The sequence below is a fragment of the Myxococcus qinghaiensis genome (assembly GCF_024198215.1).
Lineage (GTDB): Bacteria > Myxococcota > Myxococcia > Myxococcales > Myxococcaceae > Myxococcus > Myxococcus qinghaiensis.
Genome location: NZ_JAKCFA010000021.1, coordinates 30,312 through 57,001, shown reverse-complemented (window position 1 = coordinate 57,001; position 26,690 = coordinate 30,312). Strand labels below are relative to the sequence as shown.

20 protein-coding genes are annotated in these 26,690 nt (G+C 68.8%); 11 read left to right on the top strand and 9 right to left on the bottom strand.

Going from position 1 to position 26,690, the window contains the following annotated elements; translation table 11 throughout:
* Nucleotides 1-5 precede the first annotated feature (5 nt).
* The gene (locus tag LZ199_RS33175; protein WP_253997760.1) at nt 6-1,265 is read right to left on the bottom strand and encodes a GAF domain-containing sensor histidine kinase; all 1,260 of its coding nucleotides are present in this window, start codon (nt 1,263-1,265) and stop codon (nt 6-8) included.
* Nucleotides 1,266-1,432: 167 nt separating this feature from the next.
* Nucleotides 1,433-2,071, bottom strand: coding sequence for a TetR/AcrR family transcriptional regulator (locus LZ199_RS33170; protein WP_253997759.1), 639 nt, complete (start codon nt 2,069-2,071; stop codon nt 1,433-1,435).
* 86 nt (nt 2,072-2,157) lie between these two features.
* Here LZ199_RS33170 and LZ199_RS33165 point away from each other — a divergent pair, with 86 nt between their 5' ends.
* A complete protein-coding gene (locus LZ199_RS33165) occupies nt 2,158-2,937 on the top strand; it encodes a fatty acid desaturase (protein ID WP_253997758.1) in 780 nt (259 codons plus the stop codon).
* A gap of 206 nt (nt 2,938-3,143) precedes the next feature.
* Complete coding sequence (locus tag LZ199_RS33160) at nt 3,144-4,184, top strand: hypothetical protein (RefSeq protein WP_253997757.1); 1,041 nt, start codon at nt 3,144-3,146, stop codon at nt 4,182-4,184.
* A gap of 80 nt (nt 4,185-4,264) precedes the next feature.
* On the opposite strand, the gene LZ199_RS33155 is transcribed toward LZ199_RS33160, so the two are convergent.
* Nucleotides 4,265-6,055: an invertase recombinase-like protein gene (locus LZ199_RS33155; RefSeq protein ID WP_253997756.1), complete on the bottom strand. Its 1,791-nt coding sequence runs from the start codon at nt 6,053-6,055 to the stop codon at nt 4,265-4,267.
* Nucleotides 6,056-6,401: 346 nt separating this feature from the next.
* On the opposite strand from LZ199_RS33155, the gene LZ199_RS33150 reads away from it, so the two are divergent.
* Both LZ199_RS33150 and LZ199_RS33145 read left to right on the top strand, forming a co-directional pair.
* A complete protein-coding gene (locus LZ199_RS33150; protein WP_253997755.1) occupies nt 6,402-6,974 on the top strand; it encodes a hypothetical protein in 573 nt (190 codons plus the stop codon).
* Between the two features lie 156 nt (nt 6,975-7,130).
* Nucleotides 7,131-9,590, top strand: coding sequence for an ABC transporter permease (locus LZ199_RS33145; protein ID WP_253997754.1), 2,460 nt, complete (start codon nt 7,131-7,133; stop codon nt 9,588-9,590).
* A gap of 88 nt (nt 9,591-9,678) precedes the next feature.
* On the opposite strand, the gene LZ199_RS33140 is transcribed toward LZ199_RS33145, so the two are convergent.
* Entirely contained in the window at nt 9,679-10,974 is a 1,296-nt protein-coding gene (locus tag LZ199_RS33140) for a hypothetical protein (RefSeq protein ID WP_253997753.1), read from the bottom strand.
* A 429-nt stretch (nt 10,975-11,403) separates the two neighbouring features.
* Here LZ199_RS33140 and LZ199_RS33135 point away from each other — a divergent pair, with 429 nt between their 5' ends.
* Nucleotides 11,404-12,240, top strand: a complete 837-nt coding sequence (locus tag LZ199_RS33135) for a TrmB family transcriptional regulator (protein ID WP_253997752.1) — start codon at nt 11,404-11,406, stop codon at nt 12,238-12,240.
* Nucleotides 12,237-14,066 carry an aspartyl protease family protein gene (locus LZ199_RS33130; RefSeq protein ID WP_253997751.1) on the top strand — a complete coding sequence of 610 codons (1,830 nt, stop codon included), beginning with the start codon at nt 12,237-12,239 and terminating at the stop codon, nt 14,064-14,066. Before LZ199_RS33135 ends, LZ199_RS33130 begins: the two co-directional genes overlap by 4 nt.
* Nucleotides 14,067-14,131: 65 nt before the next feature.
* Here LZ199_RS33130 and LZ199_RS33125 read toward each other — a convergent pair whose 3' ends face one another.
* A complete protein-coding gene (locus tag LZ199_RS33125) occupies nt 14,132-15,190 on the bottom strand; it encodes a hypothetical protein (RefSeq protein ID WP_253997750.1) in 1,059 nt (352 codons plus the stop codon).
* A 320-nt stretch (nt 15,191-15,510) separates the two neighbouring features.
* Between LZ199_RS33125 and LZ199_RS33120 the strand changes: the two genes are divergently transcribed.
* Entirely contained in the window at nt 15,511-16,593 is a 1,083-nt protein-coding gene (locus tag LZ199_RS33120; RefSeq protein WP_253997749.1) for a helix-turn-helix transcriptional regulator, read from the top strand.
* A 48-nt stretch (nt 16,594-16,641) separates the two neighbouring features.
* Here the strand turns inward: LZ199_RS33120 and LZ199_RS33115 are convergent, their stop codons facing one another.
* From LZ199_RS33115 to LZ199_RS33100, 4 genes are all read right to left on the bottom strand, one after another.
* Nucleotides 16,642-16,902 (bottom strand): DUF3892 domain-containing protein, encoded by a 261-nt coding sequence (locus LZ199_RS33115; RefSeq protein ID WP_253997748.1) that lies wholly within the window; start codon nt 16,900-16,902, stop codon nt 16,642-16,644.
* Between the two features lie 179 nt (nt 16,903-17,081).
* Nucleotides 17,082-17,654 carry a hypothetical protein gene (locus LZ199_RS33110; RefSeq protein WP_253997747.1) on the bottom strand — a complete coding sequence of 191 codons (573 nt, stop codon included), beginning with the start codon at nt 17,652-17,654 and terminating at the stop codon, nt 17,082-17,084.
* A 443-nt stretch (nt 17,655-18,097) separates the two neighbouring features.
* Nucleotides 18,098-19,039, bottom strand: a complete 942-nt coding sequence (locus LZ199_RS33105) for a DUF808 domain-containing protein (RefSeq protein WP_253997746.1) — start codon at nt 19,037-19,039, stop codon at nt 18,098-18,100.
* 213 nt (nt 19,040-19,252) lie between these two features.
* Nucleotides 19,253-19,648, bottom strand: a complete 396-nt coding sequence (locus LZ199_RS33100; RefSeq protein WP_253997745.1) for a GlcG/HbpS family heme-binding protein — start codon at nt 19,646-19,648, stop codon at nt 19,253-19,255.
* A gap of 323 nt (nt 19,649-19,971) precedes the next feature.
* Between LZ199_RS33100 and LZ199_RS33095 the strand changes: the two genes are divergently transcribed.
* The 4 genes from LZ199_RS33095 to LZ199_RS33080 all read left to right on the top strand — a co-directional run bounded on the left by LZ199_RS33095 (nt 19,972) and on the right by LZ199_RS33080 (nt 26,683).
* A complete protein-coding gene (locus LZ199_RS33095) occupies nt 19,972-22,680 on the top strand; it encodes a collagen-like triple helix repeat-containing protein (RefSeq protein ID WP_253997744.1) in 2,709 nt (902 codons plus the stop codon).
* A 65-nt stretch (nt 22,681-22,745) separates the two neighbouring features.
* Entirely contained in the window at nt 22,746-23,753 is a 1,008-nt protein-coding gene (locus LZ199_RS33090) for a serine/threonine-protein kinase (RefSeq protein WP_323390040.1), read from the top strand.
* Between the two features lie 60 nt (nt 23,754-23,813).
* The gene (locus LZ199_RS33085; RefSeq protein WP_253997742.1) at nt 23,814-25,154 is read left to right on the top strand and encodes a sigma 54-interacting transcriptional regulator; all 1,341 of its coding nucleotides are present in this window, start codon (nt 23,814-23,816) and stop codon (nt 25,152-25,154) included.
* 125 nt (nt 25,155-25,279) lie between these two features.
* The gene (locus tag LZ199_RS33080) at nt 25,280-26,683 is read left to right on the top strand and encodes a serine/threonine-protein kinase (RefSeq protein WP_253997862.1); all 1,404 of its coding nucleotides are present in this window, start codon (nt 25,280-25,282) and stop codon (nt 26,681-26,683) included.
* The last annotated feature ends 7 nt before the right edge of the window (nt 26,684-26,690 follow it).

Below are 26,690 nucleotides of genomic sequence, written 5' to 3'. Positions count from 1 at the left end.
GCCCCTCAGGCCGAGCGCCGCTGCTCGGACGTCGTGTCGAGCGGGAGGGTGATGGTGAAGCAGGTGCCTTGCTCGGCGGAGCTCGTCACCGTGGCCTTGCCTCCGTGTGCTTCGGCCAGTCCCCTCACCAGGGGCAGCCCGAGTCCCCAGCCCTTCTCGGCGCTCTCCGTCGCGGACCTCGTGCGGTGGAACGGCTCGAAGATGGTCTGCAGTTCGTCCGCGGCGATGGGGTCTCCCTGGTTGCGCACCTGGAGCGACACGTGGCGCTCGGTCCGGTCGAGCAGGACTTCAATCGGAGTGCCCGGCGCGCCGTACTTCGCCGCGTTGGTGGCCAGGTTCTCGACGATTCGGCGCAGCCCGAGCGGATCCGCCTTCATCTTGAACACGCCCTCCGCCTTCAGGACGAAGCGCTCCGGATAGAGCGCGGCGAGTTCGTCCAGCGTCTGCGCCGTGACGGCGTGGAGGTCGCACTCGCCCATCTCCAGCGCCACCCGCTTGCCGGCCTGGATGCGGCTTGCGTCCAGCAGGTTCTGAATCATGCGCTCCGCGCGGTCCAGGCTCCCGCTGACACGGGCCACGGACGTCTGGACCGTCGGAAGGTCCGCATGGCGCCTCCCCAACAGCTGCACGCTCATCTTCGCCGCCGTCAGCGGCGTGCGCAGGTCATGGGTGAGCGCCGCGACGAACGTGTCCCGGAGGTTCTGCTCCGTCTTGAGCTTCTTGAGCTGATTGCGGAGGTTGACCTCCGTCATGATGGACGCCGTCAGCTCCCGCATCACCGTGAGGTCCTGCTCGGTCCACTCGCGCACCTTGGGCTGGATGCAGCAGAACGTCCCCAGCACCTGCCCGTCCGGGTTGATCAACGGGAGCACGATGAGGGCGACGATTCCCCACGGCCCCGTCGAGGGATGGAACTTCAGGAACGGGTCGGCGGGCGCGTTCGAGGAGATGATGGGCTCGCCCTCGAGCGTGTAGCGGCACAGCGAAGCGTCAATCGGCAACGTCCGGGTCTCCTTGAACGGAGAGGCCAGGCCGTAGTCCGCCTTGAAGAACTGCCGGTCCGCGTCCACCAGCGACATGATGGTCAGCGGGACATCGAGGAGCTGCGCCGCCAGGCGGGCGAGGCGATCAAAAGCCTCCTCCGGCGGCGTGTCCATCAGCCCTGTCTCCCGGATGGCCTTCAGCCGGTTCGGGTCCCCAAGGCGGCGATTGCACCGCTGCGTCCGAGCCAGCGAGGCCTCGTCCAATTCGCCCAGAAATTTCATGGGGTGATTTTAATGCGAGGCGCCCGGCGGAGGACGGCTGGAATGTCCCGGCCCGCTCCCTCGTCTGTTGACCAGCCTACTTGAGACACGGGGAATGGGAGTCTTCGCGACGCGGCCCCCGTGTCTTCACTCGGAGCGAAGAGAAAAACGCCCGGACACCGCGCGGCTCAGCCCTTGTGTCTGCCTTTGGGCCGGGGACCCTGCACGGCGGGCTCGCTCGGCAAGTGCCGCAGGCCCATCCAGCCCAGCGCCACCACGTGCTTCGCCACGTGCTCGAGCGAGAGGGGACGGCCCTCCGCCGCCCACCACACCCCCACCTGCGTCACCATGCCGACGAGCGCGTTGGCGTACACCGGGGCGACCTTGGGGTTGAAGCCCGCGCGGCTGAACTCCGCCTGGAAGATGTCTCCCACCCGCTGCGCCAGGTCGTCGATGACGCGGGTGAGGCCACGCCGGGCGCTGGACGTGGGCGAGTCGCGCGTGAGCACGGCGAAGCCCGCCGGCTCCTCCTTCGCGTAGGAGAGGAAGGCCACCACCGCGCCCTCGAAGCGCTCGCGCGCGCTGCCCTGCGCGATGGCGTCCGACATGCGCTGCACCAGCCCGTCCATCTCCCGCTCGACGATGGCCGCGTAGAGGCCCTCCTTCGCCCCGAAGTGCTCGTAGACGATGGGCTTGGAGACCCCGGCCTGCGCCGCCACCTCTTCAATGGACGTCGCCTCGTAGCCCCGCGAGGCGAAGAGCTCGCGGCCCACCTCCAGCAATTGGGCGCGCCGCTGCGGCCCCGTCAAACGCTGCTTCTTGGTCACCTTGACCTCTAGGCTACTGGAGCGTAGGTTACCGAATCGTAAGTTACCGGCAAGTAGGCTACCCGCCGGTTTTCGGGAGACCTTCCGTGTACCTCATCCTCTGCGGCCTCGTCTTCACCGGCGCCTACCTGCTCAACATCCTCGTCATCACCGTGGGCTACCACCGCGGGCTCGCGCACAAGGCGGTGCGGCTGCACCCGGCGCTGCGGCGCCTGTTGGTGGTGGGCGGCAACTGGTTCACCGGGTTGGACCCCAAGGCGTGGGTGGTGATGCACCGGCTGCACCACGAGCACTCCGACACCCCGTTGGATCCACACTCCCCCATGAACGTGGGGCTCCTGGGCATCGCGGGCGAGCAGCTTCGCAACTACAAGCGCGTCATCGTGGGGCTGATGCGCGAGAAGCCCGAGTACACGAAGTACGCGAAGGACCTCGACTTCCCGCTCAACGCCCTCAACCGCAAGAACCTCTGGTGGCTGCCGTACGCGCTGCACGCGGGCGTGGGACTGGCGCTCGCGCTGAGCGTGGGCTGGGTGCTGGGTGGGGCGTACTTCCTGGGGATGATGAGCCACCCTGTGCAGGGCGGCCTGGTCAACGCGCTGGGGCACGCGGTGGGCGGGCGCAACTTCGACACCCGGGACAACTCGCGCAACAACCACCTGACGGCCTGGCTCATCATGGGCGAGGGCTTCCAGAACAACCACCACGCCTATCCGGGCTCGGCGTCCTTCTCGCACCACCGCTACGAGGTGGACCTGGGCTTCGTGGCCTGCCTCGCGCTGGAGCGGCTGGGGCTGGCGACCATCGACCGCGCCTATCTCATCCCCAGGCCCGAGCAGCTGGAGGCGACGCAGGCCCGGGCCTGATGACAGCGGTCATCACCCTCGATGACCGCAGACACCGGGCAGCGCGTCCCGGAGGCGGCGCGGGCTGAGGCGCTTCAGAGGGGAAACGGCACACGGGGAGGACGGCGAGAGGCTGGCACACGCCGTGCTCTAGGGAAGGCACGTCACGGACCGGACGACTTCCGGCCCTTCCCCCAACCTCGCCGTCGCCCCCCCGGAGCACTCCCATGCGCGTCGCCAACCGCCCCGTGTCCGCCCCTGCTTCCTCCTCCAGCGCGGCGACCCCGGACAAGAAGGGCAACGTCCTGGACAAGGTCCAGCCGGAGACGAAGTGGAACCAGCAGTGGGGCCAGGACATCTTCCTGGACCCCAGCAAGGGCGACAAGGCGGCCGACAGCGCGGCGCGGAAGGACGGGCGTCAGGTCACCCAGGGCAACACCGGCCCCGGCCAGGTGGCGGGCAACGAGAGCGGCAACTACGTCGGCTGGCAGAAGGACGTCGCGGAGTTCAAGACGGGCACGGGCTTCAACCAGGACGGGACGGGCGCGCAGTTCGAGGCGAGCGCGGCCGAAATCCAGGGCGATGCGTCCTACCGCATCCTCCCGTGGGAGGTGGGCGCCCGGGCCGGAGGCGAAGCCAACCTGGTCAGCCTGCGCGGCGACGCCGGCTACGGCAAGGACCTGAAGGACATCCAGGGCCTCGATAAGATTGACGGCAAGGTCTACGGCGGCGTGCACGGAGAGGTGCTGGTGGGCGCCAACGCGGACGCCAAGGCCAAGGCCGACCTGAACCTCAAGGACGGCGACATGGGCCTGGAGGCAGGGGCCGGAGCCCTGGTCGGCGCCGAGGCGAGCGCCACGGCCCGCGGTGAGCTGGGCCCCGTGCAGGGCTCCGTGACGGGCAGCGCCATCGCTGGCGTGGGCGCGGCGATTGACGGCAAGGTGGCCTTCGAGGACGGCAAGCTGACCATCGGCGGCAAGGCCAAGGCGGCGCTGGGCGTGGGCCTGGGCATCGGCACCTCGTACACCATCGACTTCAACAAGCTGAAGAACACGGTCGACAACGTCACCGGCGGCAAGGCCTCCGAGGTCGTCAAGGAGGCCACGAACAAGGTCGCCGAGGGCGCCAAGGACGTGACGGAGAAGGTCGCCGAGGGCGCCAAGGACGTCACGGACAAGGTCGCCGAGGGCGCCAAGGACGTCACGGACAAGGTCGCCGAGGGCGCCAAGGACGTCGGCAAGAGCATCAAGGGCTTCTTCGGCTTCTGACCCGAAGCACTCCTGACGAGCGAAGGGGCGAGCACCGTTGGCGGCGCTCGCCCCTTCTTGCTCAAGGACTCCGAGCGACGCTAGTCCTTCGTGCAGACGACGTCGTCGACCTGGAGGTGGTCGCGGTCGGCTTCGCTGCGGCTCGGGTAGAAGAACAGGCGCCAGTCGCGCACGTTGCCGGTGAAGCGGAAGAACACCGGCTGCCACTCGTCGCTGTCGATGACGAGGAAGTCCGTCTGCGGACTCCAGCCGCCGCTCGAATAGGTGCGATGCCGGAGGGTGCCGTGGCCTCGCACCCGGTACGAGCAGGACCAGTTGCCGCTGGGCACGTTGAACTTCTCCGTGGAGAAGCGCTCGGCGACCTGGATGGGGACGACGAACTGCATCGCCGCCGTGCCTCCATGCACCGCGTTCGTGTAGCGCACCAGGCGCGAGGCCTTGATTTCCGTGCCCGGGTCCGCGACGCCGTTGTCGAGGCCATACCAGTAGTCAGGGATGAGATGGTTGCCCTGATAGGGAATGGAATAGACATTCCAGGACTCGAAGCCGCCGTTGCGGACGATGTTCGCGGGGTGGTCCGCGGCGACGCAGCGGCGAGTGGCCGGGTCGCAGGCGGGCAAGGCGCCCAGGCAGTCGAAGGTCGTGAAGCAGGCCCCTTCGGCCAGCTCGCACACGCCCGTCGTGGGATTGCAGGTCGTCGCCGGGTTGTTGCACACGACGCCCGCGCACGGGTCACCCGGGATGCACAGGTGCGTGCCGACATCGCAGACCGGCGTCTGCGGAGTGCTCGCGCAATCGGCGTGGCGGACGCAGCGGTCCTCGGCGACGACGCACGCGTGGGCGTCATCGCAGGCCTCCCACTCGTCGCAGTCCCCGCCGATATCGCAGCGACCGGAGAGCGGCTCGCAGGTCGCGGTGGCGTTCTCGCAGCGCTGCCACGACTCGCAGCTGACCAGGTCACACGGCTCGGCGGCCCGCGCGCAGCGCACGTCGTCGATGATGACGTGGTCGCCGCTCGTATTGCGCACGCTGAAGATGAGCTCGAACGTGTCGAAGACGTCGGTGGCCAGGTTGAAGTTGTACGCCACCTGGGTCCACGACGAGCCGCTGACCGAGGTGTAGGCCGAGTACGACGAGTAGTCGTCGTCGAAGAAGGCATTGCGCACGTCGCCCGTGCCCCGTGCCTGGTAGGTGCAGGAGTAGCGGCCGGCGGACATCGACTTCGCCAGCGTCGTGAACCGCCGGTGAGTGGCCGAGGCGTTGGTCAGCCGGACGGCGTTCAGGCCCTCGAAGGCATTCGTCGTCACCTTCTGCACCGCGCCGGACTCGATGTTCGACTTGCTGCCGAACCACTGCTCCGGAAGCGCACCGGTCCACTCCTCGAAGCCCCAGTTGTCGATGACGCTCAAGACGGGAGGCTCACCCGCGTCGGGAGTCCCGCTGCCCGCGTCGGGCGTCTCCGAGCCTGCGTCCGGCGTCTCCGCACCTGCGTCCGGCGTTCCTCCACCGGCATCGGGCGTCTCGGTGCCCGCGTCGGGCGTCTCCTCGCCTGCATCCGGAGTCCCACCACCTGAATCCGGCGTCTCCTCACCCGCATCGGGAGTGCCACCAGAGTCCGGCGTCTCCTCACCCGCGTCCGGGGTGCCGCCACCTGAGTCCGGCGTCTCCTCGCCCGCGTCCGGGGTGCCGCCACCCGAGTCCGGCGTCTCCTCGCCTGCGTCCGGCGTCTCCCCGCCCGCGTCCGGCGTCCCCTCACCCGAATCCGGAGTCCCGCCACCCGCGTCCTGCGTCTGGCCTCCCGCATCCGGCCGGGTTCCTCCCGCATCGGGAAGCACCACAGGGTCCGAATCACCATCACCACAGGCGACCATCAAGACAACCAACGCAGTCAGACACCCTCGAAACAACGTCACAGCAAGCCTCCGGTTCCCAGCGATTTTCCTCTCGTACCACAATTTTCTGGCAACCAGGGTGGCGGGGGCGTCACACGGGGCGAGGTCTTGGCGGGTTCACGATTCGGAAGACTCCGCCGGGACCGGCGGTGCTGCTGGCCAGGGAGTGGCCCTGGCCGCTGATGTCCACGACAGCGACAGGGCCCCTCGGGCGAGCCGTGGCGCCTCTCATGGGCAGACGCATTCCCATCCGAAACCAGATCAAGGACAATCCTGGCAGGCATTGGCGCTGGGCCATTCCACACAGACACATCCGGAGAAGTCCATGACAAGGAACACAATGCGTTTCCTGGTGGGTTCGCTGCTGTCCCTCGCGCCGTTGAGCGCGCTCGGCGGGCCGGTGGTGGATTTCGGGTTCCCCGACCTGCTCTCCCAGCGCGACGAATACGTCAGCGTCCGTGAGGGGGCCGCCATCCAGCTTCCCTCGCTGCGGAGAGCCTCCGCGCAGGCCGTCGGACCGGCGCTGGAGAACTTCTTCGTCGTCAACCAGACCGGCCTCGACATCCACCTCGGCATCCTGACCCTGTCGGGGACTCTGAACGGCACGTACAGCCCCTACCCCGTACCCACCAGCAGTGCTGGCGGCTTCCAGGTCAGCGCCCCCACCCCCACCGTGGCGGCCCCGCTCCTACAGCACTACTACTGGACGGTCGACCCAGCGTATCCGGGGGGCGCGAAGACATGCCTCTGGCGGGTGGAGGTCAGCGACGTCGGCGGAAACTGCACGGCCCTGGTGACCCCCAGCGCGTATGGCGGCGCCGTTTGCTCCCTCTCCCTGGGCTCTTCCGGCATCGACCCAGCCACGTGTGCGATGCAACTCGTCACCTACATCCAGTGAACCGCGCCGAGCGCGGCCAGGGGCCTACCGTGAGTGCGGTCGGCCCTTGTTGTTCTCCGCCAGCCCTCGCGCCTCGATCCGGCGCGGCAATCGTTCGATGACAGGGACGTAGTCCCCTCGCGAGCCGCCCCCCTCAGGCTCCAGGAGACTTCCCCCGTGGACACCTTTCTGGGTGGATTGCGCCAGGCGCTGCGCTCGCTGCGCCGCAGCCCCAGCTTCACTCTCAGCTGCGTCCTGATGCTGGCGGCGGGCATCGGGGCGAGCACCGCGCTCTTCAGCGTGGTGGAGGGGGTGCTGCTGCGCCCCCTGCCCTATCCTCGCCCCGAGCGCCTCGTGCAGCTGTCGGAGCTGGCGGCCGACGGCCACGCGATGCGGTTCTCGGACCCCAACTTCGAGGACGTCCGGACCCAGAGTCGCACCGTCACGGCGCTGGCCCAGGTGTCGGGACCCGCGAGCGTCGCCGTCACCGGGACGGACGAGCCGACCTTCGCCACGCTGGTGCTCGCCTCGCGCGACTTCTTCCGCGCCTTCGCGATGCAGCCGGTGCAAGGTCGCCTCTTCGCCCAGGAGGAGCAGCAGGAGGGAGGCCCCCCCGTGGTCGTCGTGAGCCACACCTTCTGGAAGCGGCACCTGGGCGCCCGGCCCCTGCCCCTGTCGGACACCCTCACCTTCGAGGGACGCGCCTACACCGTGGTGGGAGTGATGCCCGAGTCCTTCGACTACCCGGTGGGCACGCAGCTGTGGATTCCTCGCGAGTTGGAGGCCCCCCTGCCCAGCCGGACCGCGCACAACTGGTCGGTGGTGGGACGGCTGGCCGACGGCGTCAACTCCCAGGCCGCGCGAGCGGAGCTCACGGCCATCGCACGGGAGCTCAAGGCCCGGTACGGCCGGGACATCGGGATGCAGGACATCGCGATGGTGCCGTTGCATGAGAGCCTGGTGGGACATGCCCAGCGCACGCTGTATGTGCTGCTCGGCGCCGCGGCCGTCCTGCTGCTGGTGGCGGGCGCCAACGTCACCAACCTGCTGCTCGCCCGAGCCGCGACCCACAGGCGCGAGCTCGCCGTCCGCGTGGCCCTGGGCGCGGGCCCCGGCGCCCTGGCGCGACGGTACCTCACCGAGTCACTGCTGCTGTCTCTCACGGGCGGCGCGCTGGGCACCCTGCTCGCCGACTGGAGCGTGCGCGCGCTGCTCGCGGTGGAACCCGGCAACCTGCCGCGCACGGGCGAGGTGTCCGTGAATGGCACGGCGCTCCTCTTCGCACTCGGGCTCTCGCTGCTCCTCGCGCTGGGCCTCGGGCTGGTGACGGCGCTGCGCGCGGCACGCCAGAGCCCCTGGGCCACGCTGGTGCAGGCAGGGCAGACGCAGGCCGGAGGAGGCGCGGCGGAGCGCACGCGCCGGGCCCTGGTCGTCGGACAGCTCGCGCTCGCGCTGGTGCTGCTGATGGGGGCGGCGCTGCTCGGACGCAGCTTGATGCGCCTGCTCTCACTGGACCCGGGCTACCGCACCGAGAACGTCGCGGTGCTCAGCCTCGTCCTGCCCCCGGCCGAGGACGAGGCGGGGTGGCAGCACAACCTCCAGCTCCAGGAGAACCTCCTCGCACGGCTGGGCGCGCTGCCCGGCGTGCGCGCGGTGGGCGCCACGAGCAGCTTCCCGCTCGAGGGAAGTCCCGCGGGGGACGGCACCTTCCTCGTGCTCAACCGTCCCGACGAGGTCAAGAACTTCGAGGACTTCGGACGGCTGGCCCACGAGCCCGAGCGCGCCGGCTCCGCCGAGTACCGCGTGGCGAGCGAGGGCTACTTCCGCGCGCTCGACATTCCGCTCGTGAGCGGACGCCTCTTCGATGCCAGCGACACCTCCGAGTCGCCCCACGTGGCCATCATCAGCGAGTCGCTCGCGAAGGCCCGCTGGCCCCGCGAGGACCCGCTGGGCAAGCTCATCCAGTTCGGCAACATGGACGGAGACCTGCGCCCCTTCACCATCGTCGGCGTGGTGGCGGACGTGCGCGAGCAGGGACTGGATGCGGCGCCCAAGCCCATGTTCTATGGCTGCTCCCGGCAGCGGCCCCGCGCGTCCTCCCGCTTCCACGTCGCCGTGTACGGTCCGGTGGACTCCCAGACGCTGGTCACCGAGGCGCGGCCGGTGCTTCGCGAGCTCGCTCCAGAGCTGCCCTCGCGCCTTCGCACGGTGGAGAGCCTGCTCTCGGACTCACTCGCCTCCAGGCGCTTCAGCCTCCTGTTGCTCGGGGCCTTCGGCGCGGTGGCGCTGCTGCTCTCCGTCGCGGGACTCGCGGCCGTCGTGTCCTACGCGGTGGCACAGCGCACCCAGGAATTCGGCATCCGCTTCGCCCTGGGGGCGACGGCGGGGGACGTGCTGCGGCTGGTGCTCCGGCAGGCCGCGCTGCTCGCGGGGCTCGGCGTGGCGCTCGGCGTGCTGGGCGCCATGGGCCTCAGCCGGGTGCTCGCGGGGTTCGTGTACGGCGTGAGCACCACGGACCCGCTCGTCTTCGCCTCGGTGGCGCTCCTCCTGCTCGGCGTGGCGCTGCTCGCCAGCTGGCTGCCGGCCCGACGCGCCTCGCGGGTGGACCCGATGACGGCGCTGCGCTCGGACGGCTGAGCCCGCGTCCATGAGCCTTGCCTGACGACAAACGCCCGGGCCCCTCGTTCAGGACCCCGGGCGTCACTTCAACCGCGCTCCGACAGGCTCAATAGCAGAGGTAGTTGTTGCCCCAGCCGTGAGCGGCGTCCGCGGGCTCGTTCCACGCGACGCAGGTCCTCCCGGAGACAGGGCCCGTGGTGGACCACTGGAAGTTGATGAGACTGAGGTTGGGCACGCAGACGTAGTTGTCATTCCAGGTGTTGGGGTCGCTGGGCTCGTTCACGGACGTGCACCGCATGCCCGCGATGGGCCCCCCGAAGCTGAACTGCACGCCTTCGTTCGTCTCGGAGCACAGGTAGTTGTCGCGCCAGGCGGCGGAATCGGACGGCTCGTCGACCGAGATGCACGTGGTGCCGGCAATCTTCCCCGAGGGTGAGAACGCGAACCGCTGCGTGTAGCACAGGTAGTTGTTGTTCCAGGAGTTGGGGTCCGCGGGCTCATTCCACTGCGCGCACCGCATCAAGGGCACCGGCAGCAACGAGGACCAGACGAAGTTCAGGGGGCTGTGGTTGGGCACACACAGGTAGTTGTCATTCCAGCCGTTGGCGTCGAAGAGCTCGTTGATGAGCGTGCAGCGCTGGCCTGAAATGGCGCCCGCATAGGACCAGCTCACCCCCTCCAGACCCGCCGTGCAGAGGTAGTTGTCATGCCAGCCGTGCGGGTCACCCGGCTCGTTGACCAGGGTGCATGCGGGGAACGTGTAGGCCTGGTATTGGAACTCCACGGGCGTCACGCCATAGACCTGGCGCAGGCCCTGGATGTCCAGGGCGCTCAAGGTCGGCCGGCCCCACAAGGCGCAGTAGTTCATGGTCGAGTTGGGGTCGTACCCGGTGATGATCTGCCCATTCGGCTGCTGGACGATGGTGTTGCCGCAGTAGCCCGGCGTGTTGGGAAGATTGGCCGGATGGTCCTGCTCGTGCCAGAAGCCCAGGGCGTGGCCGAACTCGTGCAAAGCCACGCCGCGAATGCAGTATTCGCGGTCATCGCCTGGATACGTCGCGTCATCCACGCCGTCGTTGCAGACGTGACTCCAGTTGGCGAAGTTGAAGTTGAGCCACATGCTGGGGTTGTTGCTCGAGCGGCCGACGTAGGAGCGCGGGCCGCTCTCATCCACCTGGATGCGGATGGCCTGGGCGGGAGTACTCCCATCACAGGTGCCCCAGCCCGTGAAACGCACACTGCTGTGGGTGTCCCACTGGGCCTCGACGGTCTGCCGCACCCACGTCTTCTCCGAGTTCGAGCCCGCAGCGAGCCAACAGACGGGTACATCGGTGAAGCCCGCGGCGCTCGTGGGCCAGTACGCCGCGGGATTTCCGTAAAGCGCCTCCTGCTGTGAACCCACGGCCACGACCTCCAGGTCCGGGATGGACCTGGCCGCGGGCTCGCAAGCCATGAGGAAAAGGGAGAGCAACCCGAGGATTTGGGTCACCCCAATGACACGCCTGTCGTTTTTCATGAATCCCCCCTGCGATTGACCTCTTCACTGCGAGCCAATCTCTAACACAAACAAAACATCAACCCAAGCAGGGGACCCATCATCGCCCGGAGACGGAAATATTGAACGGCAACAACATGCCACGCCATACGAAAGACACTCAGAACTTCCAGGATTCAGGCCTCTGTCTGGCCTCAAGACGCGGTGCGCTCGAAATGACGATGAAGCGGTTTTGCCGTGAATCGCTGTCAACGCCCGGCTCCGCGCTGCGGGCCACCCCCCCGCGTCAGCGCTTCGGGCTTGACCATTATTATCCTTGGGTAATAACAAGCCCCCATGAACGCGGATGAAGGGCTCGTGGCCCTGGGGTTCACCGAAGTCGAAGCGCGGGTGTACTGCGAGTTGCTCAAGGGCGCGCCGGCCACCGGGTACCGGCTCGCGCAGGCGCTGGGCAAGGCGCCTCCGAGCATCTACCAGGCGCTCGCCTCGCTGGAGCACAAGGGGGCGGTGCTCGTCGAGGAGGGTGAGCCCCGCTCCTTCCGGCCCGTGCCTCCGGACGAGGTGGTGGCCGCGCTCCAGCGGAGCTTCGAGACGCGCAGCCGAGAAGCAGCGAGCGCGCTGCGCAAGCTCCACGCCCCGGCGCAGGACGACCGCATCTACCACCTCAAGAGCACCGCCCAGGTGATGGAGCGCGCCCGGGTGATGATTGCCGGCGCCACCGAGCGGCTGCTCTTCGACCTCTTCCCTCCTCCCTTCGGAGCCCTCGCCCCCTCGCTCACCGAAGCGAGCACCCGGGGCGTGGCCATCGCGGGGCTCGTCTACGACAAGACGCCCAAGGTGCCCTTCGACTGCGTGCGCTCATCCGACGCGGACTTCGTGCGGGAGCGCTGGCCCGGCGCGCAGCTCACGCTCGTGGTCGACGCCCGCGAGTTCCTGGTGGCGCTGCTCACCCCGGATGGCACCGGCGTCAAGCAGGCCATCTGGAGCGACAGCACCTATCTCTCCTGCCTGCAGCACAGCGGACTGTCCGCGGAGGTCCGGCTGAGCGCGGCGCCGTCCGTGCGCACGCGCTTGTCGCGGGCCTTCTCCCTCATCGGCTCGAGCCCGCCCGGCCTGCGCCAGCTCGTCGGACAGCCCCCTCCTCCTCCTTCCACGCGCGGAGCCCTTCCATGAGATTCCTCCTCCCCGTCCTGCTGGCACTCATCCTCCTGCCCGTCCCCGCCGCGGCAAAAGCGGACGCCCTGGAGTCGCTCCTCGCCCGACACCTCGCCTGGCGCGGCGGGGACGCCTTCACGCGCCTGGAGAGCGTCCACGCCAGGGGGAAGACCTCGACGGGCGGCCTCCAGGGCACGATGGAGTCCTGGAGCCATCGGGACGGACGGGTCCGCAGGGATGCGGACTACGGCGTGGTGCGCGAATCGATGGCCATCACCTCCGAGGGCGGCTGGAAGCTGAACCCCAGCGGCCAGGTCGAGGACGCCTCGCCCACCGACGCGCGCGATGCACGGCACCGGGTGGCGCTCGACTTCGCAACGGCGCTGCGAGGGAGCGCCGGCGCGAAGCTCGTCCCGCAGCCCGACGCGCCACGGGATGGCCGCACCTGGAAGGTGGTGCGCGTCACCTTCGGCGACGAGGACCTCTACGACGTGTTCCTCGACGAGGCCAGCGGGGCGCTCCACGGCCTTCGCATCCGCGAGGACAACGTCACCCGCTTCGTGCGGCTGGGCGACTGGCGTCAGGTCCAGGGCGTGCGCATGCCCTTCCTGGAGGAGGAGCTCACCGACAACCCGGACTCCGACGCGCGGACGGTGGTGGAGACGCTGGAGCTGAACGTGCCCCTGGCTCCCGCCGTCTTCGAGCGGCCCGAGGACGTCCGCAAGGCGACCTTCGCGAACGGCCGCCACGGCACCGGCCTCATGCCCTTCGAGTTCTTCAACGAGAACCGCGTCTACATTCCGGCGAAGGTGAATGGCCAGGCGACGCAGGTGCTGCTGGACAGTGGTGCCGCGATGACGGTGGTCGACGCGGCGTACGCCCGCGAGCTGGGGCTGAAGACGCAGGGACAAGTCGCGGCGGTCGGCAGCGGTGGACAGGCGCAGGCTCAGTTCGCTGGCGGCGTGGACATCACCCTGGGCGAGCTGCGCTTGACGGGGCTGACGGTCGCCGTCATCGACCTGGCCGAGGTCGCGCGGCAGATAGGCCATCCGCTGCCCGTCATCCTGGGCAAGGAAGCCTTCAACCAGCTCGTCGTGGACGTGGACTTCCCCCACCGGCGCATCGCCTTCCATGAGCCTTCCCACTTCAAGGCGCCCCCGCGCGCGGTGCGCGTCCCGCTCGTCGAATCCGCGGGCGGACAGCGCGCCGTCCAGCTCTCCATCGAGGGCCGACCCGCCATTCCCGTGCTGTTCGACGTGGGCAATGGCGGGGCGCTCTCGCTCTTCCCCGCGTACTGGCAGCAGGCGGGGCTGCTCCAGGGCCGGCGCGGGTCCAAGACGCTGTCAGGCGCCGTGGGCGGGCTGCGGGAGCGCGACGTGGCGACGCTCAAGTCCATCCAGTTCGCGGGCGTCACCCTGCGCGACGTGCCCACGGTGTTCGACGACGCGGGCAACAGCATCTCCACCTCGGACCGGCTCTCCGGCAACCTGGGGCTCGCCGTCCTCGGGCGCTTCCGGATGATCACCGACTATGCGACGGACACGCTGATGCTCGTCCCCGACGCTCGCGCGCTGCGGCAGCCGTTCCGCAAGGACCGGTCCGGACTGATTGCCCTCCCCACCGAGGGACGCCTCGTGGTGAAGCTGGTGGCCCCCGGCAGCCCCGCCGCCACCACGGGCTGGAAGGTGGATGAGGAGATCATCGCCATCGACGGAAAGCCCATCGGCCCCGACTACGCGAGCACGGAGCTGGCGCGCTGGCGATATCGCCCCGCCGGGCAGACGGTGGTGCTCACGCTGAAGGATGGAAGCAAGCGCCGGCTCACCCTGCGCGACTACTACTAGGGCTCGCCGCCAGCCGCCGTCGCCCGAGCCCCCCAGGCGACGACGGCCTCCTCCCGGGCGCGTCGCTACTCGAAGAGGGAGAGCTGGCCCAGCGAGCGCAGCTGGCCCGTCGTCTCCCGCGGGGTGGCGCGCACGCGGACCCGCGACACGGGAGTCGTGCCCGTGAGGTCCACCTCCATGAAGGGCCGCACGCCGGCACCGGCGAGCAGGTTGGCCAGGGGCAGCCACTGGGTGCCGTCGGCGCTCCCCTCCAGCACCAGCTCCGTCATGGCGCCCGACACCTCGAAGTTGCGCAGCACGGCCTTGCGAAGCACCGCGGACCGCGAGAGCTGCACGGAGACCTCCTGCACTCCCGACTGGAAGAGCACGAGCCCATCGAGGTCGCCGTTGGTGATGCGGCAGGGCGTGTCGGAGCCCACGTAGGTGCACGCCGCGCCCCGGCTCGCCGGGATGAGCGCGCGCCGGGGCATGGCGACATCATCACTGGAGTAGGAGAGGCCGACCGTCACGTCCCCCACCTTCGCCTGGCGGTCCACGCTGACGAAGGCCTTGAGCCCCTGCGCGTCCTCGAGGACGTAGTCACTCAGCCGCACGGGCGAGGAGGTCTGGGTCACCTTCCAGGCCACCTCGATGCTCGAAGGGCCGACGGACAGCACGTGCTCATCGCTCCCGGCCCCGTGGGTGGCGGACAGGGGCTTGAAGCCCACGCTCACGCCTTGCGCCTCCTCGGTGGCCGTCAGCGCGCCCCTCCACTCCTGGAAGGTCGGCAGCTCCACCTTCGACTCCTGGATGAGGAAGTAGGCGGAGAGGCTCCTTCCCTCGGCCCGGTCGGGCGAGCGGGCGACGAAGCAGCGCGCGATGCTCCCCATGCGGGTGTCGGCCCCCAGCAACTCCAGCTCGAAGGTGCCATCAGCCCGGGTCTTCACCGACTTCCAGCTCGACGTGAAGGCGGCGAATGCGCACGAGGAGTTCTCGCTGCGGTAGAGCTTCAACTGCGCTTCCGGGAGCGGCGCGCCCGACTCGTCGATGAACCTGCCGCTCAGGACGATGTCCTGCCCGCTCTCCACCTTGCTCCCGGTACAGCCGCCCGCCATCGCCAGTACACCCACAGCCAACGTGTGCATCCATCGCATGGGAACCTCCCCCTTCAGTGAGCCGGGCCCCCAGTGCAATATCGGTGCAGCGCGCCGCTCCCTCTGAAACCCGAAACCCGGGCTCGGCGGATTCTGACGGGCTCGTCATGGCGAATCCCCTACGCGGGTGCCACCGCCGCTTCGCGGTGCCAGCCCCTGGTGGCCCACACGATGCGACAGGGCCCTGAGTCAAGCCCGGGGGACTCCCCCCGATGGGGGAGGGACAGCCCGCGCGCTCGCGCCTATTGATGGCGGACCACACGCAGGGCGCCGCAAGGCGGCCCGACCGCGCGGGAAGGACGCTCTCGTCGATGAACTTCAGCTCACGTGACTGGTTGCTCAGGGACAGGGTCATCGAGGCGCTCAACAGCTCCTTGTCCCTCCCCAAGGCCCTCGAGGCCGCTCGCGGCCCCCTCCTCGAGTTCACCCCCGCCGACTACATGGGCCTGTGCCTCATCACGCTCGGCACCACCGTCGACTTCCAATGGCTCGTCCCCGGCCACCGGCTCGCCCTCCTGGATGAGTACTCCAAATGGGTCGACCATGACTTCGTGCGTCCCCCCATCTTCGCCCGGCCCAATGAGGTGCTCCGGGATTCGGACATGCTCACCCGCAGGGAGCTGGAGCACAGCGCGCTGTACCAGCGCAGCCGCGAGCTGGACCTGAGCCTGGAGCACGTCATGGCCATCCTGCTCCCCGCGAACGCCGACCTGCTCGGGGCCTTCACCCTCTATCGGGACCGCCGACTCGCCTTCTCGGTGGAGGACGCCGCCCGCTTGAAGAGCCTCACGCGCCACCTGCTGAACACGATACGCAACTGCCGCGAAATGCAGGTCGTCTCCTCCGGCGCGAACCTGCTGGAGGTGCTCTACAACAGCCCCGACTCCGCCTACCTCATCGCGGCGCCTCCCGCGCGCGAGGTGCTGCGCTCGCCGCGCGCCGCGGTGATGCTGGAGCGGTGGTACGCCCGCTCCGAGCTGCACTCCTCGGGAATCCCCTCCGTCCTCATGGAGCGACTGACGGCGTTGACCCGCATGGACGCGGATGCGCGACTCCAGAACGACGTCTGGGTCTCCCTCCACAACGACGGTTACCGGGTCGTCCGCTTCGTCGAGCTGCCTGAGGCCGAGGGGCCTCGCCAGTGGGCCCTCGTCCTGACCGAGATTCCCCTGTCCATTCCCCTCCCCGAGGCGATGAAGAAGGAGCTCACCCGCCGCGAGGTCGAAATCGCCATGAGCCTGCTCAGGAACTGGTCCAACGAGCAGATCTCCAGCGAGCTCGGCATCTCGGTGCAGACCGTCAAGACGCACGTGCGGTCCATCTTCGAGAAGCTCGGCGTCGACAGTCGCGCGGACTTCATCTACCAGGCCGCGCACCTCAACAAGCCGGTCTGACCCGAGCGCGCTCGCCAGTCCCACGCCTGCGAGGCCCCGCGGCCCGTCCTAGAACCGTGGCAGCTCGAGCAGGTTGTCCGTCAAGATGCCGTTGGCCTTGGTCCTCAGATGGGGCCGCGCGGCGTCCACCACGGCGACCTTCACGTCCGTGGACCCGACGCGCACCCGGGCATCGCCTCCCTCCTGGACCCACCGGACCAGCTCCGCGTGGCTGCTCTCGCCCGTCCCGGCTTCTTCCTTCCAGCGAAGGCGTGAGATGTGCTCGTGAAGCGCACCGCCCTCGAGTTGGATTTCGGTGATGTAACGCATGAAGTCGACTCCCAGTCCAGATGCCACGATTGGAATGGGAGGATGGCCTCACGCGGACAACCCTGTCTCTACCACCCGGGAGGTATTACGACCGGCGGCGCGCCCCCAGGTCAATCACTCGCAACGACAAGACACCGCCAGGGGCCTCATGCAAGGCCCCTGACGGCGCGAGCTTCGAATTACTGGATGTTGGTGACGATCTGCGCGTAGCACGTGGTCGGGTCGATGAAGGAATTGACCGCGTCCAGCGTGCAGACCGCGCCGCCGTAGGTGCCGAAGAACACCTGCGCCGCGCAGCTGCCAGCGACGTCGGTGACCTCCACCCGCCAGACACACGTCTTCCCGGCCGCCGGATTCGCCGCGTTGGCCGTCCAGTAGTACTGCTGTACGACCGGGGCCGCCACGGTGGGGGCGGGAGCAGCGACCTGGTACCCACACAGGCTGCCCAGGGCCGGGGGGCAGGGATAGGGATTGTAGACGCCGTTCAGGCCGCCCGTGAGCACCTGGATGCCCAGGGTGAGGCTGAGGCCGCTGTTGTTGAAGACGAGCAGGTCCTCGTTCGCCGCGGCGACGGAGTTGCCACCGGAACCTTCGCGCACGGGAACCTGGACTCCCTCGGCGCGGAGGCTGACGTACTCGGTACGCTCGGAGAGGAGATCAGGGAACCCGTGCTCCACCTGTCCGGCGAGGGCGATGGACGGGATGAGAGACAGCAGCGAGCCAGCCAGGAAGCGCTTCACGTTCCTCGTCATGGACTTCTCCTGTGTTGTTTGTGCGGGGTGGCCGAAGCCAATGCCTTACTAACACCGCTCCTGATTCAATTACAAATCAAAACAGGGAACTCCAGCACACATGAATCTTTGTGCTCCGGCCGTGTCACACCAATGGCATCGAATGTCAGACTAAGGGGTTTCCACGGGGCCGCAAAGACATACGTCTCGACAGTCAAAGATACAGGGTTGGCTCTACCGGAATCCCCGAGGTCGAAGTCACCCCTGGCGGAGGAGAACAGCAGGCTCAAGAAGCTGCTGGTCGGGCGGAAACGTGGACCCCGAATCCCGGCGGGAAAGCCCCGCGAGAAATATCGAGCGTCACCGCCCGGAGGCCCACGCACGGGTCGGCTCACTCCAGGAGCGCCAGGGGGAGAGACTCGCGAGTGGCGAGTCCCTCGACCGCGCTGGCGCTCGAACTCGCGCTACTTCTTCGCGCCCTGCCCCTTCACCAGCTTCTTGCCCAGGGTGAAGAGCAGCACCGTCACGGCGCCAGCGCCCAGCCCCACCACCGCGTTGAGCAACATGGGGGCAAGCCCGCCCAGGATGCTTCCCACGCCCGGCACGCCCGCGGCCCACCGGGTGAGGGACTCCTCCGCGTGGTGCAGGCTGGAGACGCCGTGCACGAGGATGCCGCCGCCCACCAGGAACATGGCCGCCGTCCCCGCCACGGAGAGGAACTTCATCAGCCACGGGGCGGTGCGGAGGATGCCGGCGCCCAGGCTCTTCTGGAAGGCTCCCGGCTGGCGGCTGAGGTACAGCCCCGCGTCGTCCAGCTTCACGATGCCCGCCACGAGCCCGTACACGCCCACCGTCATGATGAGGGCGATTCCCACCAGGACCGAGACGCGGGTGGCGAAGCCCACCGTCGCCACGGTGCCCAGGGTAATCGCGATGATTTCCGCGGAGAGGATGAAGTCGGTGCGCACCGCGCCCTTGATTTTGTCCTTCTCCAGCGCCACCAGGTCCACGCTCGGGTTGGACACCGCCTCGCGCAGCTCCTCCCGGTGCGCGCTGTCCTCCTCCTCGCTGTGCAGGAACTTGTGGGCGAGCTTCTCGAAGCCCTCGAAGCAGAGGAAGGCGCCGCCCACCATCAGCAGCGGCGTGACCAGCCAGGGCGCCAGCGCGCTGATGGCCAGCGCCGCCGGCACCAGGATGGCTTTGTTGACCAGTGAGCCCTTCGCCACCGCCCACACCACCGGCAGTTCGCGGTCCGCGTTGACGCCCGTCACCTGCTGCGCGTTGAGCGCCAGGTCGTCTCCGAGCACGCCCGCCGTCTTCTTCGCCGCCACCTTCGTCAGGATGGAGACGTCATCCAGGATGGTCGCGATGTCGTCGAGGAGCGCAATCAGGCTGCTGCCTGCCATGGAGGTCTTTCCGGAGGGAGGGGTGGGACATCGTCGCCTTGCGACCCGCCCGAATTAGCACAGGGGCAGGGCCGGGGCACGGCTTCGCTGCGCACCGGTCCCCCTCCGGGGCCTCCAGCGCCAGGAGAACAGGGAAGCCCCTCCTCGCCGGGGGGCCCCACCACGTCCTCCCGGGGCGGCCAGCCCCACCCCCTGACGGGTCCTCCGTGCCGCTCAGAAGGCGGACGCGCCCGCGGTGGCGACGGCGTGGTCCTGGTCTCCGGAGCCGCCGCTGACGCCGACGGCGCCCACCACCTTGCCGTTCTTCTTCAGCGGGACACCGCCCGCGAAGATCATCACCTGCCCGTGGTTGGACGCGTGGATGCCGTAGAACGGACCTCCCGGCTGGGAGGCCTTCGCCAGGTCCTGCGTGGAGATGTCGAAGGCGCGCGAGGTGAAGGCCTTCTTGATGGAGATGTCGATGCTGCCCAGCCACGCCCCGTCCATGCGCACGTGGGCGACCAGGTTGCCGCCTTCGTCCGCGACGGCGATGTTCATGGGCTGGCCCAGCTCCTGGGCCTTCTTCTCTGCCGCGGCGATGATGCGACGTGCGTCTTCCAGACGGACCATGGACACCTCCTGCGTGGGGTTGCAGGCGCGCAGGACGCCTCTGTCCCCAATGAAAGACAAGGCCGTGCTCGCGCGAGCACGGACGAGTGTCCTGGACGCAATGAGGGCGGCGGGAGGTTGTTCCGCCAGGTGACGGTTGTCCCGGCGCCGGTCCTCGAAAGGCCCTGGCCCATCGCAGGCGGCAGCCATCAACTCCGCCGCGCGTTGTAGTCCGCGGCCTACAGGCCAGGGTGGGCATACCTCGCCCTTTCGCGCCTTTGCGCGCAGGCCCGGACCTTGCTCATGGGGACGTCAAGAGTTCCCCATCCCCTTGGAGCCCCTTCATGAGCGTCGGACCCGCGAGCAGTCGAGGCAGCGTCAGTGAGCAGGATGCGGCGGCACGTCGCGCCGCCGAGGAGGCCCGACGCGCGGCGGAGGCGGCGCGCAGGGCGGCGGAGGCCGCGCGAAAGGCGGCGGAGGCCCAGCAGGCCGCGGAGGCCGCGCTCAAGTCCGGCACGGCCTTCGAGGCCACGCCGTCCCGACAGGCGGAGTTCGACAAGCGCCTGGGCACCGAGGCCCCGGCCACGTCACTCCTCACGGAGGACGCGAAGGACGGACAGGTGAACTGCCTGGACGTCGCCGCCGACTGGGCGAACAAGGCCACGCCAAAGCTGCGCGGGCGCTCGGAGATGGTCTTCCTCAAGGACACGCGCGCAGGCGCGGAGGGCGAGTCCGGACACGTCGTCGTCCGCCAGGGCGAGTCGGTCTTCGACCCGACGACGAAGAAGTCCTACGAGTCGCTGGAGGCCTTCAAGAAGGCGCAGCCGCACTACGAGGAAGCGGGGAGCCTCTCCGCCAACCACGTGAAGAACATCCTCGCCGCGCCCCCGGGCTCCGCCGAGCGGGCCACCGCGCTGGAGCGGGCGAAGGTGCCCCCGGGGTTGCAGAAGATGATGGTGGCGGACTCGGAGAAGCCGGCCACTCCGACGGAGCAGGCCACCCAGGACTACGAGCAGGGCATCAAGGGCCTCTCCAGTCAGGCCGAGCGCAGCAGCCCGTTCACCGAGCTGGTGTCGCGGCATCGGCACGACCCCGAGTACCTCGCGCAGCTGGTCAAGTGCGCCAAGGAGGACGGCACCCTCGCTGAGATTGTCGACCCACGCCTCTCCAAGGGAGACAGTCCCCTGGACCGCAGCCTCTTCGACAAGGATGACAAGGGCCAGTACCCCACCAACCCTGGAGCGGGCGAATGCCGCAACGATGTCTTGATTGCCCTTGATGCCGCGAAGGCCAGGGGCACCCTCACGGACCCGGAGATGGGCGGCCTCGCCCAGAAGAGCGCGGCCTGGGGCAGCATCGTCCAGGAGATGCAGCCCGGCTGGTCCGGCCCCCGGGTCGCCGGGACGGAAATCCGCAGCGCCCAGGGCCGGTTCGACCAGGCGCGCGAAAAGGCCAAGGAGAAGAGCCAGGAGCTGCAGAAGCTCGTGGCGGGCTTCGGCCCGGCGCTCACGACGGCCCAGCAGCAGAAGCTCATCACGAAGTTCAAGAACGAGCCCGAGAACAAGGCCGTCTTCGCGGCCGAGGCCCAGGCGGCCAAGGACCTGGCCGCCACCGTCGAGAAGCACAAGGAGGGCATCTTCAAGAGCGCCTCCACCAACCCCAGTGGCGCCAAGGACCTCTACAAGTCGCTCCAGACCCTCGCCAACTCGGGCGCCGCCAAGACAGCCCTGGACCTCGTCATCGACATCAAGAAGGACCCGGCCCTCAAGGAGGCGTTCGCCGGGTTCAAGGACTTCGACAAGGACATCACCGGGCCCGCCATCTCCGGTGGCCTCTCCCAGCACATCGCCGAGAATTCAGGAGATCCGAAGAGCGCCATCGCGGACTTCACGGAGAAGCTGAAGGAGCTCAAGCGGTTCGCGGATGACAACGTCAAGCCGCTCTTCGACATCCAGGCAGGCGTGTCGAAGTTCATGCAGGGCTTCGAAGACCAGAAGCTTCCCAAGAGCGAGCGTGCGACCCTCCTGAAGAACCTGGCCAAGGAGTTCGAAGGCCAGAATCCCCTGGGCAGGGGCCTGCTGAAGGCCACGCTCATCGCCTGGAGCGTGGAGAACGGCGCCGGGGACGACTCCAGCACGTCGGAAGCCATCAAGGAGTTCTCCAAGGCCACCCAGGGCGGTGCCGAGCTCTTCGCGGGAGCCACCCAGAGCCTCGTCAATGCTGGAAAGTGGACGCAGTACACGAACGCCGCGAAGCACGCGGACTTCGTGGCCAGGGTCACGCCGGGGCTCGGCCTCCTCGCGAACTCGGCCTCCGCCTGGGTCAACGCCAGCGAGCTCGCATCCGGGGACGGCAACGTGGGCAATGTCATCGCGCTCTGCGGAGACGTCATCGGAATCGTCGGAAGCGGACTGGAGGCCTTCCCCGTGACCGCGCCCGCCGGCGCCCTCGTAGGAGGGCTGGGGGCCGTCATCAACGCGGGCGGTGAAATCCTCGCGAGCCACATCTCGGGAGAGAAGGACGACAAGGAGGCCGCTCGCAAGGAGAAGGCATTCAACGACAAGCGGGCCGAGTACCTCCACGCGGCGGTGAACGAGCCCAAGCTGGAGGAAATCCTCCTCAACACCGATGGCCGCGTCGCCCAGAAGCTCACCCAGGACCTGAAGCTGGACCCCAAGGATGTCCAGCGACTCACGAAGAAGATTCCAGGCCTCCTGAATGGAGACGACAGAGCGCTCGAGCAGCTCGATGGACTGAAGCAGGTCGCGGACCGGCTCAAGCTGGACTCCAGCCAGCTCGTCGATTTCGTCGAGGGCATCACCCAGGGAACGGAGAAGCCGTCGTGGGCCCTGTCAACCATCCTCCAGCACTTCGTGCCGGGAAACTCGGACCCGGTGAGTGAGGCGAAGAACAAGGACGAGCTGGTCGCCGCGCTGAAGCAGGCCTACAAGGATTTCAACCCCAAGGACCCCTTTCACAACGGGCAGCCGGACTTCCTCCCGACCTTCGACCCGGCCTACAAGAACGCCATCCGGGCCGCCGAGCGCCTCTGATTCACGCCCTGGATGGGTGAGTCGACTCGCCTCCCTTCGCGGAAATCTCCGGATATGCTGCGCATGTGGCGGAGCTTCCAGAGCAACCCGAGAGGCTCGGCCGATATCGGCTGTGCTCGCGTCTTGCGCGCGGTGGGATGGCGGAGTTGTTCCTCGCGGTGCTCCCCGGGCCTGACGGCTTCGAGAAGCCCGTGGTCATCAAACGCATGCTGCCGGGGCTCGCCGCCCAGGAGACCTACCGACAGATGTTCGCCGAGGAAGCCCGCCTCATGGCCACCTTCGGGCATGGGCATGTCGTCTCCGCGCTGGATTACGGCGTGGAGCACGGCAGCCCCTACCTGGTGCTGGAATACGTGGACGGTGTCGACCTGGGCCGCGTCCTCGCCGCGAAGCGCGCGTTGCCTCCACCGCTGGTGCGCTACGTGGGGCTGAGCCTGCTTCACGCGCTGGAGCATGTGCATGGCCTGCGCGACTCCCGGGGCGAGCTGCTCGGCATCGTCCACCGGGACATCAGCCCGGCCAACGTGCTGCTGGGCCGCACCGGGGACGTGAAGCTGGCGGACTTCGGTATCGCCAAGGGCCTGCGGACTCGCTCGCACACCGCGCCGGGCAGCACGCGCGGCAGGCTCCGGTACATGTCCCCCGAGCAGGTCCAGGGCGGGCCGCTCGACGGCCGCGCGGACCTCTTCTCGCTCGCGGTGCTCCTCCATGAAGCGGTGGTGGGCCAGGGGCCGTTCTCCGCCACCAATGACGCGCAGCTCCTGCTCGCCGTGCGGGATGCGCGGCTCGCGCCCACGGAGGACCTGCGGCGCGCGGCGGGCCCCGCCCTCGCGGACGTGCTGCTGCGCGCCCTGCGGCGACACCCCGCGGAGCGCTACACCTCCGCGGGCGAGATGGCGCGGGCGCTGGCGGCCGTGGACAGCCAGGGAGAGAGTGAGCAGCCCTGGCGCGTGGCGGAGATGGTGGCGGAGACGCTCGCCTCGGAAGCCACGGCGCCTGGCGCCTCACGTGAGGCAAGTCACCGCGGTCCATTCTCGGCCGTACTGCTCGCGCTGCGTGAGGAGGAGTCATGAAGCGGCGGCTTCCCTGGCGTCGGACAGGCTTTGCGCCGTGACAAGGAAATGAACACAGACATGTCAGGGCATACCGAGGTCATCGCCTCCCAGGACATGACGGGGGGGCTGTCCGTCCGGCGGGTGCGGCTCCAGGTCTCCGTGGGCCCGGACGCGGGCGCGGAGGTGGCCTCCTCCTCCGAGACGCTCACCATCGGCAGCGCGCCGGGAAACAACCTGGTGCTGACCGACCCCACCGTGTCCCGCTTCCATGCGGAGCTGGTGAGGGAGCGCGGCGGCTACCGGCTCAGGGATTTGGAGAGCACCAACGGCACGCGGGTGGACCACGTCCGGACGATGGACGCCTTCGTGGTGGATGGCTCCACGCTGGCCTTCGGCAACACCTCCGTGCGCTTCACCTGGGTGGCCGAGCAGGACGTGGTGCCGCTCCACCCCGAGCCACGCTTTGGACGACTGGTGGGAGAGGGCCCGGCGATGCGGGCGTTGTTCGCGCGGCTCGCGCGGCTGGCCGTCACGGATGCCACCGTGCTCATCGAGGGCGAGAGCGGCACGGGCAAGGAGCTGGTGGCGGAGGCGCTCCATCAGCAGAGCCCGCGCGCCTCCGGCCCCTTCGTGGTGGTGGACTGCGGCTCCATCCCCGCGGAGCTGGTGGAGAGCGAGCTGTTCGGCCATGAGAAGGGCTCCTTCACCGGCGCCACCCACGAGCGGCGCGGGGCGTTCGAGGCCGCGCAAGGCGGGACGCTCTTCCTCGACGAGATTGGCGAGCTCCCTCTCGCGGTGCAGCCCCGCCTGCTGCGCGCGCTGGAGCGTCGCCAGGTGAAGCGCGTGGGAGCGGATGCCTTCCGGCCCGTGGACGTGCGCTTCGTGGCCGCCACGCACAGGGACCTGCGCGCCGCCGTCAATCGGGGCGGGTTCCGGGAGGACCTGTACTTCCGCCTCGCGGTGGGCATGGTGACGGTGCCCCCGCTGCGGGCCCATCTGGAGGACCTGTCACTGCTGCTCCTGCACCTGTGGGAGGAGACCTTCCGCACGCTCGGGCTGCCGCCGCGCCCGTACACGCCGCCCGGCGCGGAGACGCTGCATCAGCTCATGTCCATGCCCTGGCGAGGCAACGTGCGCGAGCTGCGCAACTTCGTGGAGCGCAGCGTGGCCATGTCCGGCGCGCTGGATGCGGCGTTCGTCCAGGGCTCGGCGCCGCCGCTCTCCGCGCAGGGCACGCCGTCGGTGCGCGTGGACCTCCCATACAAGGACGCGAAGGAGGCCTGGCTGGCCCACTTCGAGGAGACGTACCTGCGCCAGCGCCTGAGCGCCGCGGGTGGCAATGTGAGTCAGATGGCTCGCGAAGCCGAGGTAGACCGGGCCCACGTCATCAAGCTCTTGCGCAAACACGCGGTGCGCTGAGTCACCTGCGAGGAATGTCCCGCGTGCTAACGTCCCGCTCCACGATGCCGCGGTGCCCGAGGTGCCAGAGCGAATATGGGGAGGGAATCGTCTTCTGCGCCCAGGATGGCGACGCCTTGTTGCCCATGGTGCTCCAGGGGCGCTACCGGCTCCTGTCTCCCCTGGGCGAGGGGGCCATGGGCGTCGTCTACCTGGCCGAGCACATGGGGTTGGGCAAGCGCGTGGCGGTGAAGGTGTTGCGGGGTGAGCTGTCTCGCGATGCCACCTTCTGTCGCCGCTTCGAGCTGGAAGCGATTGCCGCCAGCCAGATTGGCCATGAGCACATCGTCGACGTGACGGACCTGGGGCGCACCACCAGCGGCGAGCTCTTCTATGTGATGGAGTTGTTGGAAGGCCAGAGCCTGGGCGCGCTGCTGCGGCGTGAGCGTGTCCTGTCACTGGCGAGGGCCGCCCCCATCCTCGCGCAGATATGCCGGGCGCTGGAGGCGGCGCACGCGCGCGGAATCATCCACCGCGACGTGAAGGCGCAGAACGTGATGATGGTGTCGCGCGAAGGCAGGCCGGACTTCGTCAAGGTGGTGGACTTCGGCATCTCCAAGATGAACCTGCCGGAGGGGGAGAGGCTCACCGAGACGGGCGCCATCCTGGGCACCGCGGACTACATGGCGCCCGAGCAGGTCTCTGGCGGCGCGGTGGGTCCGCACACGGACGTCTACGCCGTGGGCGCCCTCGCCTACAAGCTGCTCACCGGCACGCCTCCCTTCCATGGGGAGAACTCCTTCGCCACCATGCTCCAGCACCTGGAGGCGAAGGTGGAGCCCCCCAGCCTGCGACGCCCGGACCTGGGCCTGCCCGAAGCGCTGGATGCGCTGGTGCTGCGGGCACTCGCCAAGGAGCCCCAAGTACGCCCCTCCATGGCGCGCTTCCGCGTGGAGCTGGAGGCGCTCGCGTCTGAGGCCCGGCCGCTCGAACGGGTGACAGGACGGGTCGAGACCTCAGCTCCCATGACGGGGCCGCCGGCCATTGTCCCGGTGGCGGCGCCTGAGCGCACCTCGTCCTCGCAGCGGGCCTGGCGGTGGGTGATGGCGGGGGGAGTGCTGGCCTTGCTCGGCACCTCAGCCTGGCTGCTCGTCCATCACAAGCCTCCGATGACGGTGACGCAGGCAGCTCCGGAGACAGCGCCTCCAGTCGCCGCGCGCCCGCCTCCTCCGACCCCCTCGCCATCAGCCCCGGTGCAGGCTCCGACACCAGCACCTCCGCTTCGTGTGTCCATCATCTCCGAGCCTCCGGGCGCCACGGTGAGCGTGGGAGGCCGCGTCCTCGGGATGACGCCACTGGAGCTGGACAGCACGGAAGACAGAGGACCGTGGGTCATCTCACTGGCAGGGCATGCCCCGGCCTCCGTGGAACGCCTTCCGCCGAGCGGACAGGTGGACGTGACGTTGAAGAAGCTGCCCGCGCCGCGAGCTCCCAAACCGCCCGCTTCCGAGCTGAAGAAGGTGCGGGAGCTCAAGCCCAACCCCTTCTGAGCCGATG

Bases quoted from the DNA above. Each gene is read 5' to 3' on its own strand.
- LZ199_RS33175 (WP_253997760.1), bottom strand. From the start codon at position 1,265: ATGAAATTTCTGGGCGAATTGGACGAGGCCTCGCTGGCTCGGACGCAG.
- LZ199_RS33160 (WP_253997757.1), top strand. From the start codon at position 3,144: ATGCGCGTCGCCAACCGCCCCGTGTCCGCCCCTGCTTCCTCCTCCAGC.
- LZ199_RS33155 (WP_253997756.1), bottom strand. From the start codon at position 6,055: ATGGTCGCCTGTGGTGATGGTGATTCGGACCCTGTGGTGCTTCCCGAT.
- LZ199_RS33150 (WP_253997755.1), top strand. From the start codon at position 6,402: ATGACAAGGAACACAATGCGTTTCCTGGTGGGTTCGCTGCTGTCCCTC.
- LZ199_RS33135 (WP_253997752.1), top strand. From the start codon at position 11,404: ATGAACGCGGATGAAGGGCTCGTGGCCCTGGGGTTCACCGAAGTCGAA.
- LZ199_RS33130 (WP_253997751.1), top strand. From the start codon at position 12,237: ATGAGATTCCTCCTCCCCGTCCTGCTGGCACTCATCCTCCTGCCCGTC.
- LZ199_RS33125 (WP_253997750.1), bottom strand. From the start codon at position 15,190: ATGCACACGTTGGCTGTGGGTGTACTGGCGATGGCGGGCGGCTGTACC.
- LZ199_RS33120 (WP_253997749.1), top strand. From the start codon at position 15,511: ATGAACTTCAGCTCACGTGACTGGTTGCTCAGGGACAGGGTCATCGAG.
- LZ199_RS33115 (WP_253997748.1), bottom strand. From the start codon at position 16,902: ATGCGTTACATCACCGAAATCCAACTCGAGGGCGGTGCGCTTCACGAG.
- LZ199_RS33110 (WP_253997747.1), bottom strand. From the start codon at position 17,654: ATGACGAGGAACGTGAAGCGCTTCCTGGCTGGCTCGCTGCTGTCTCTC.
- LZ199_RS33105 (WP_253997746.1), bottom strand. From the start codon at position 19,039: ATGGCAGGCAGCAGCCTGATTGCGCTCCTCGACGACATCGCGACCATC.
- LZ199_RS33100 (WP_253997745.1), bottom strand. From the start codon at position 19,648: ATGGTCCGTCTGGAAGACGCACGTCGCATCATCGCCGCGGCAGAGAAG.
- LZ199_RS33095 (WP_253997744.1), top strand. From the start codon at position 19,972: ATGAGCGTCGGACCCGCGAGCAGTCGAGGCAGCGTCAGTGAGCAGGAT.
- LZ199_RS33085 (WP_253997742.1), top strand. From the start codon at position 23,814: ATGTCAGGGCATACCGAGGTCATCGCCTCCCAGGACATGACGGGGGGG.
- LZ199_RS33080 (WP_253997862.1), top strand. From the start codon at position 25,280: ATGGTGCTCCAGGGGCGCTACCGGCTCCTGTCTCCCCTGGGCGAGGGG.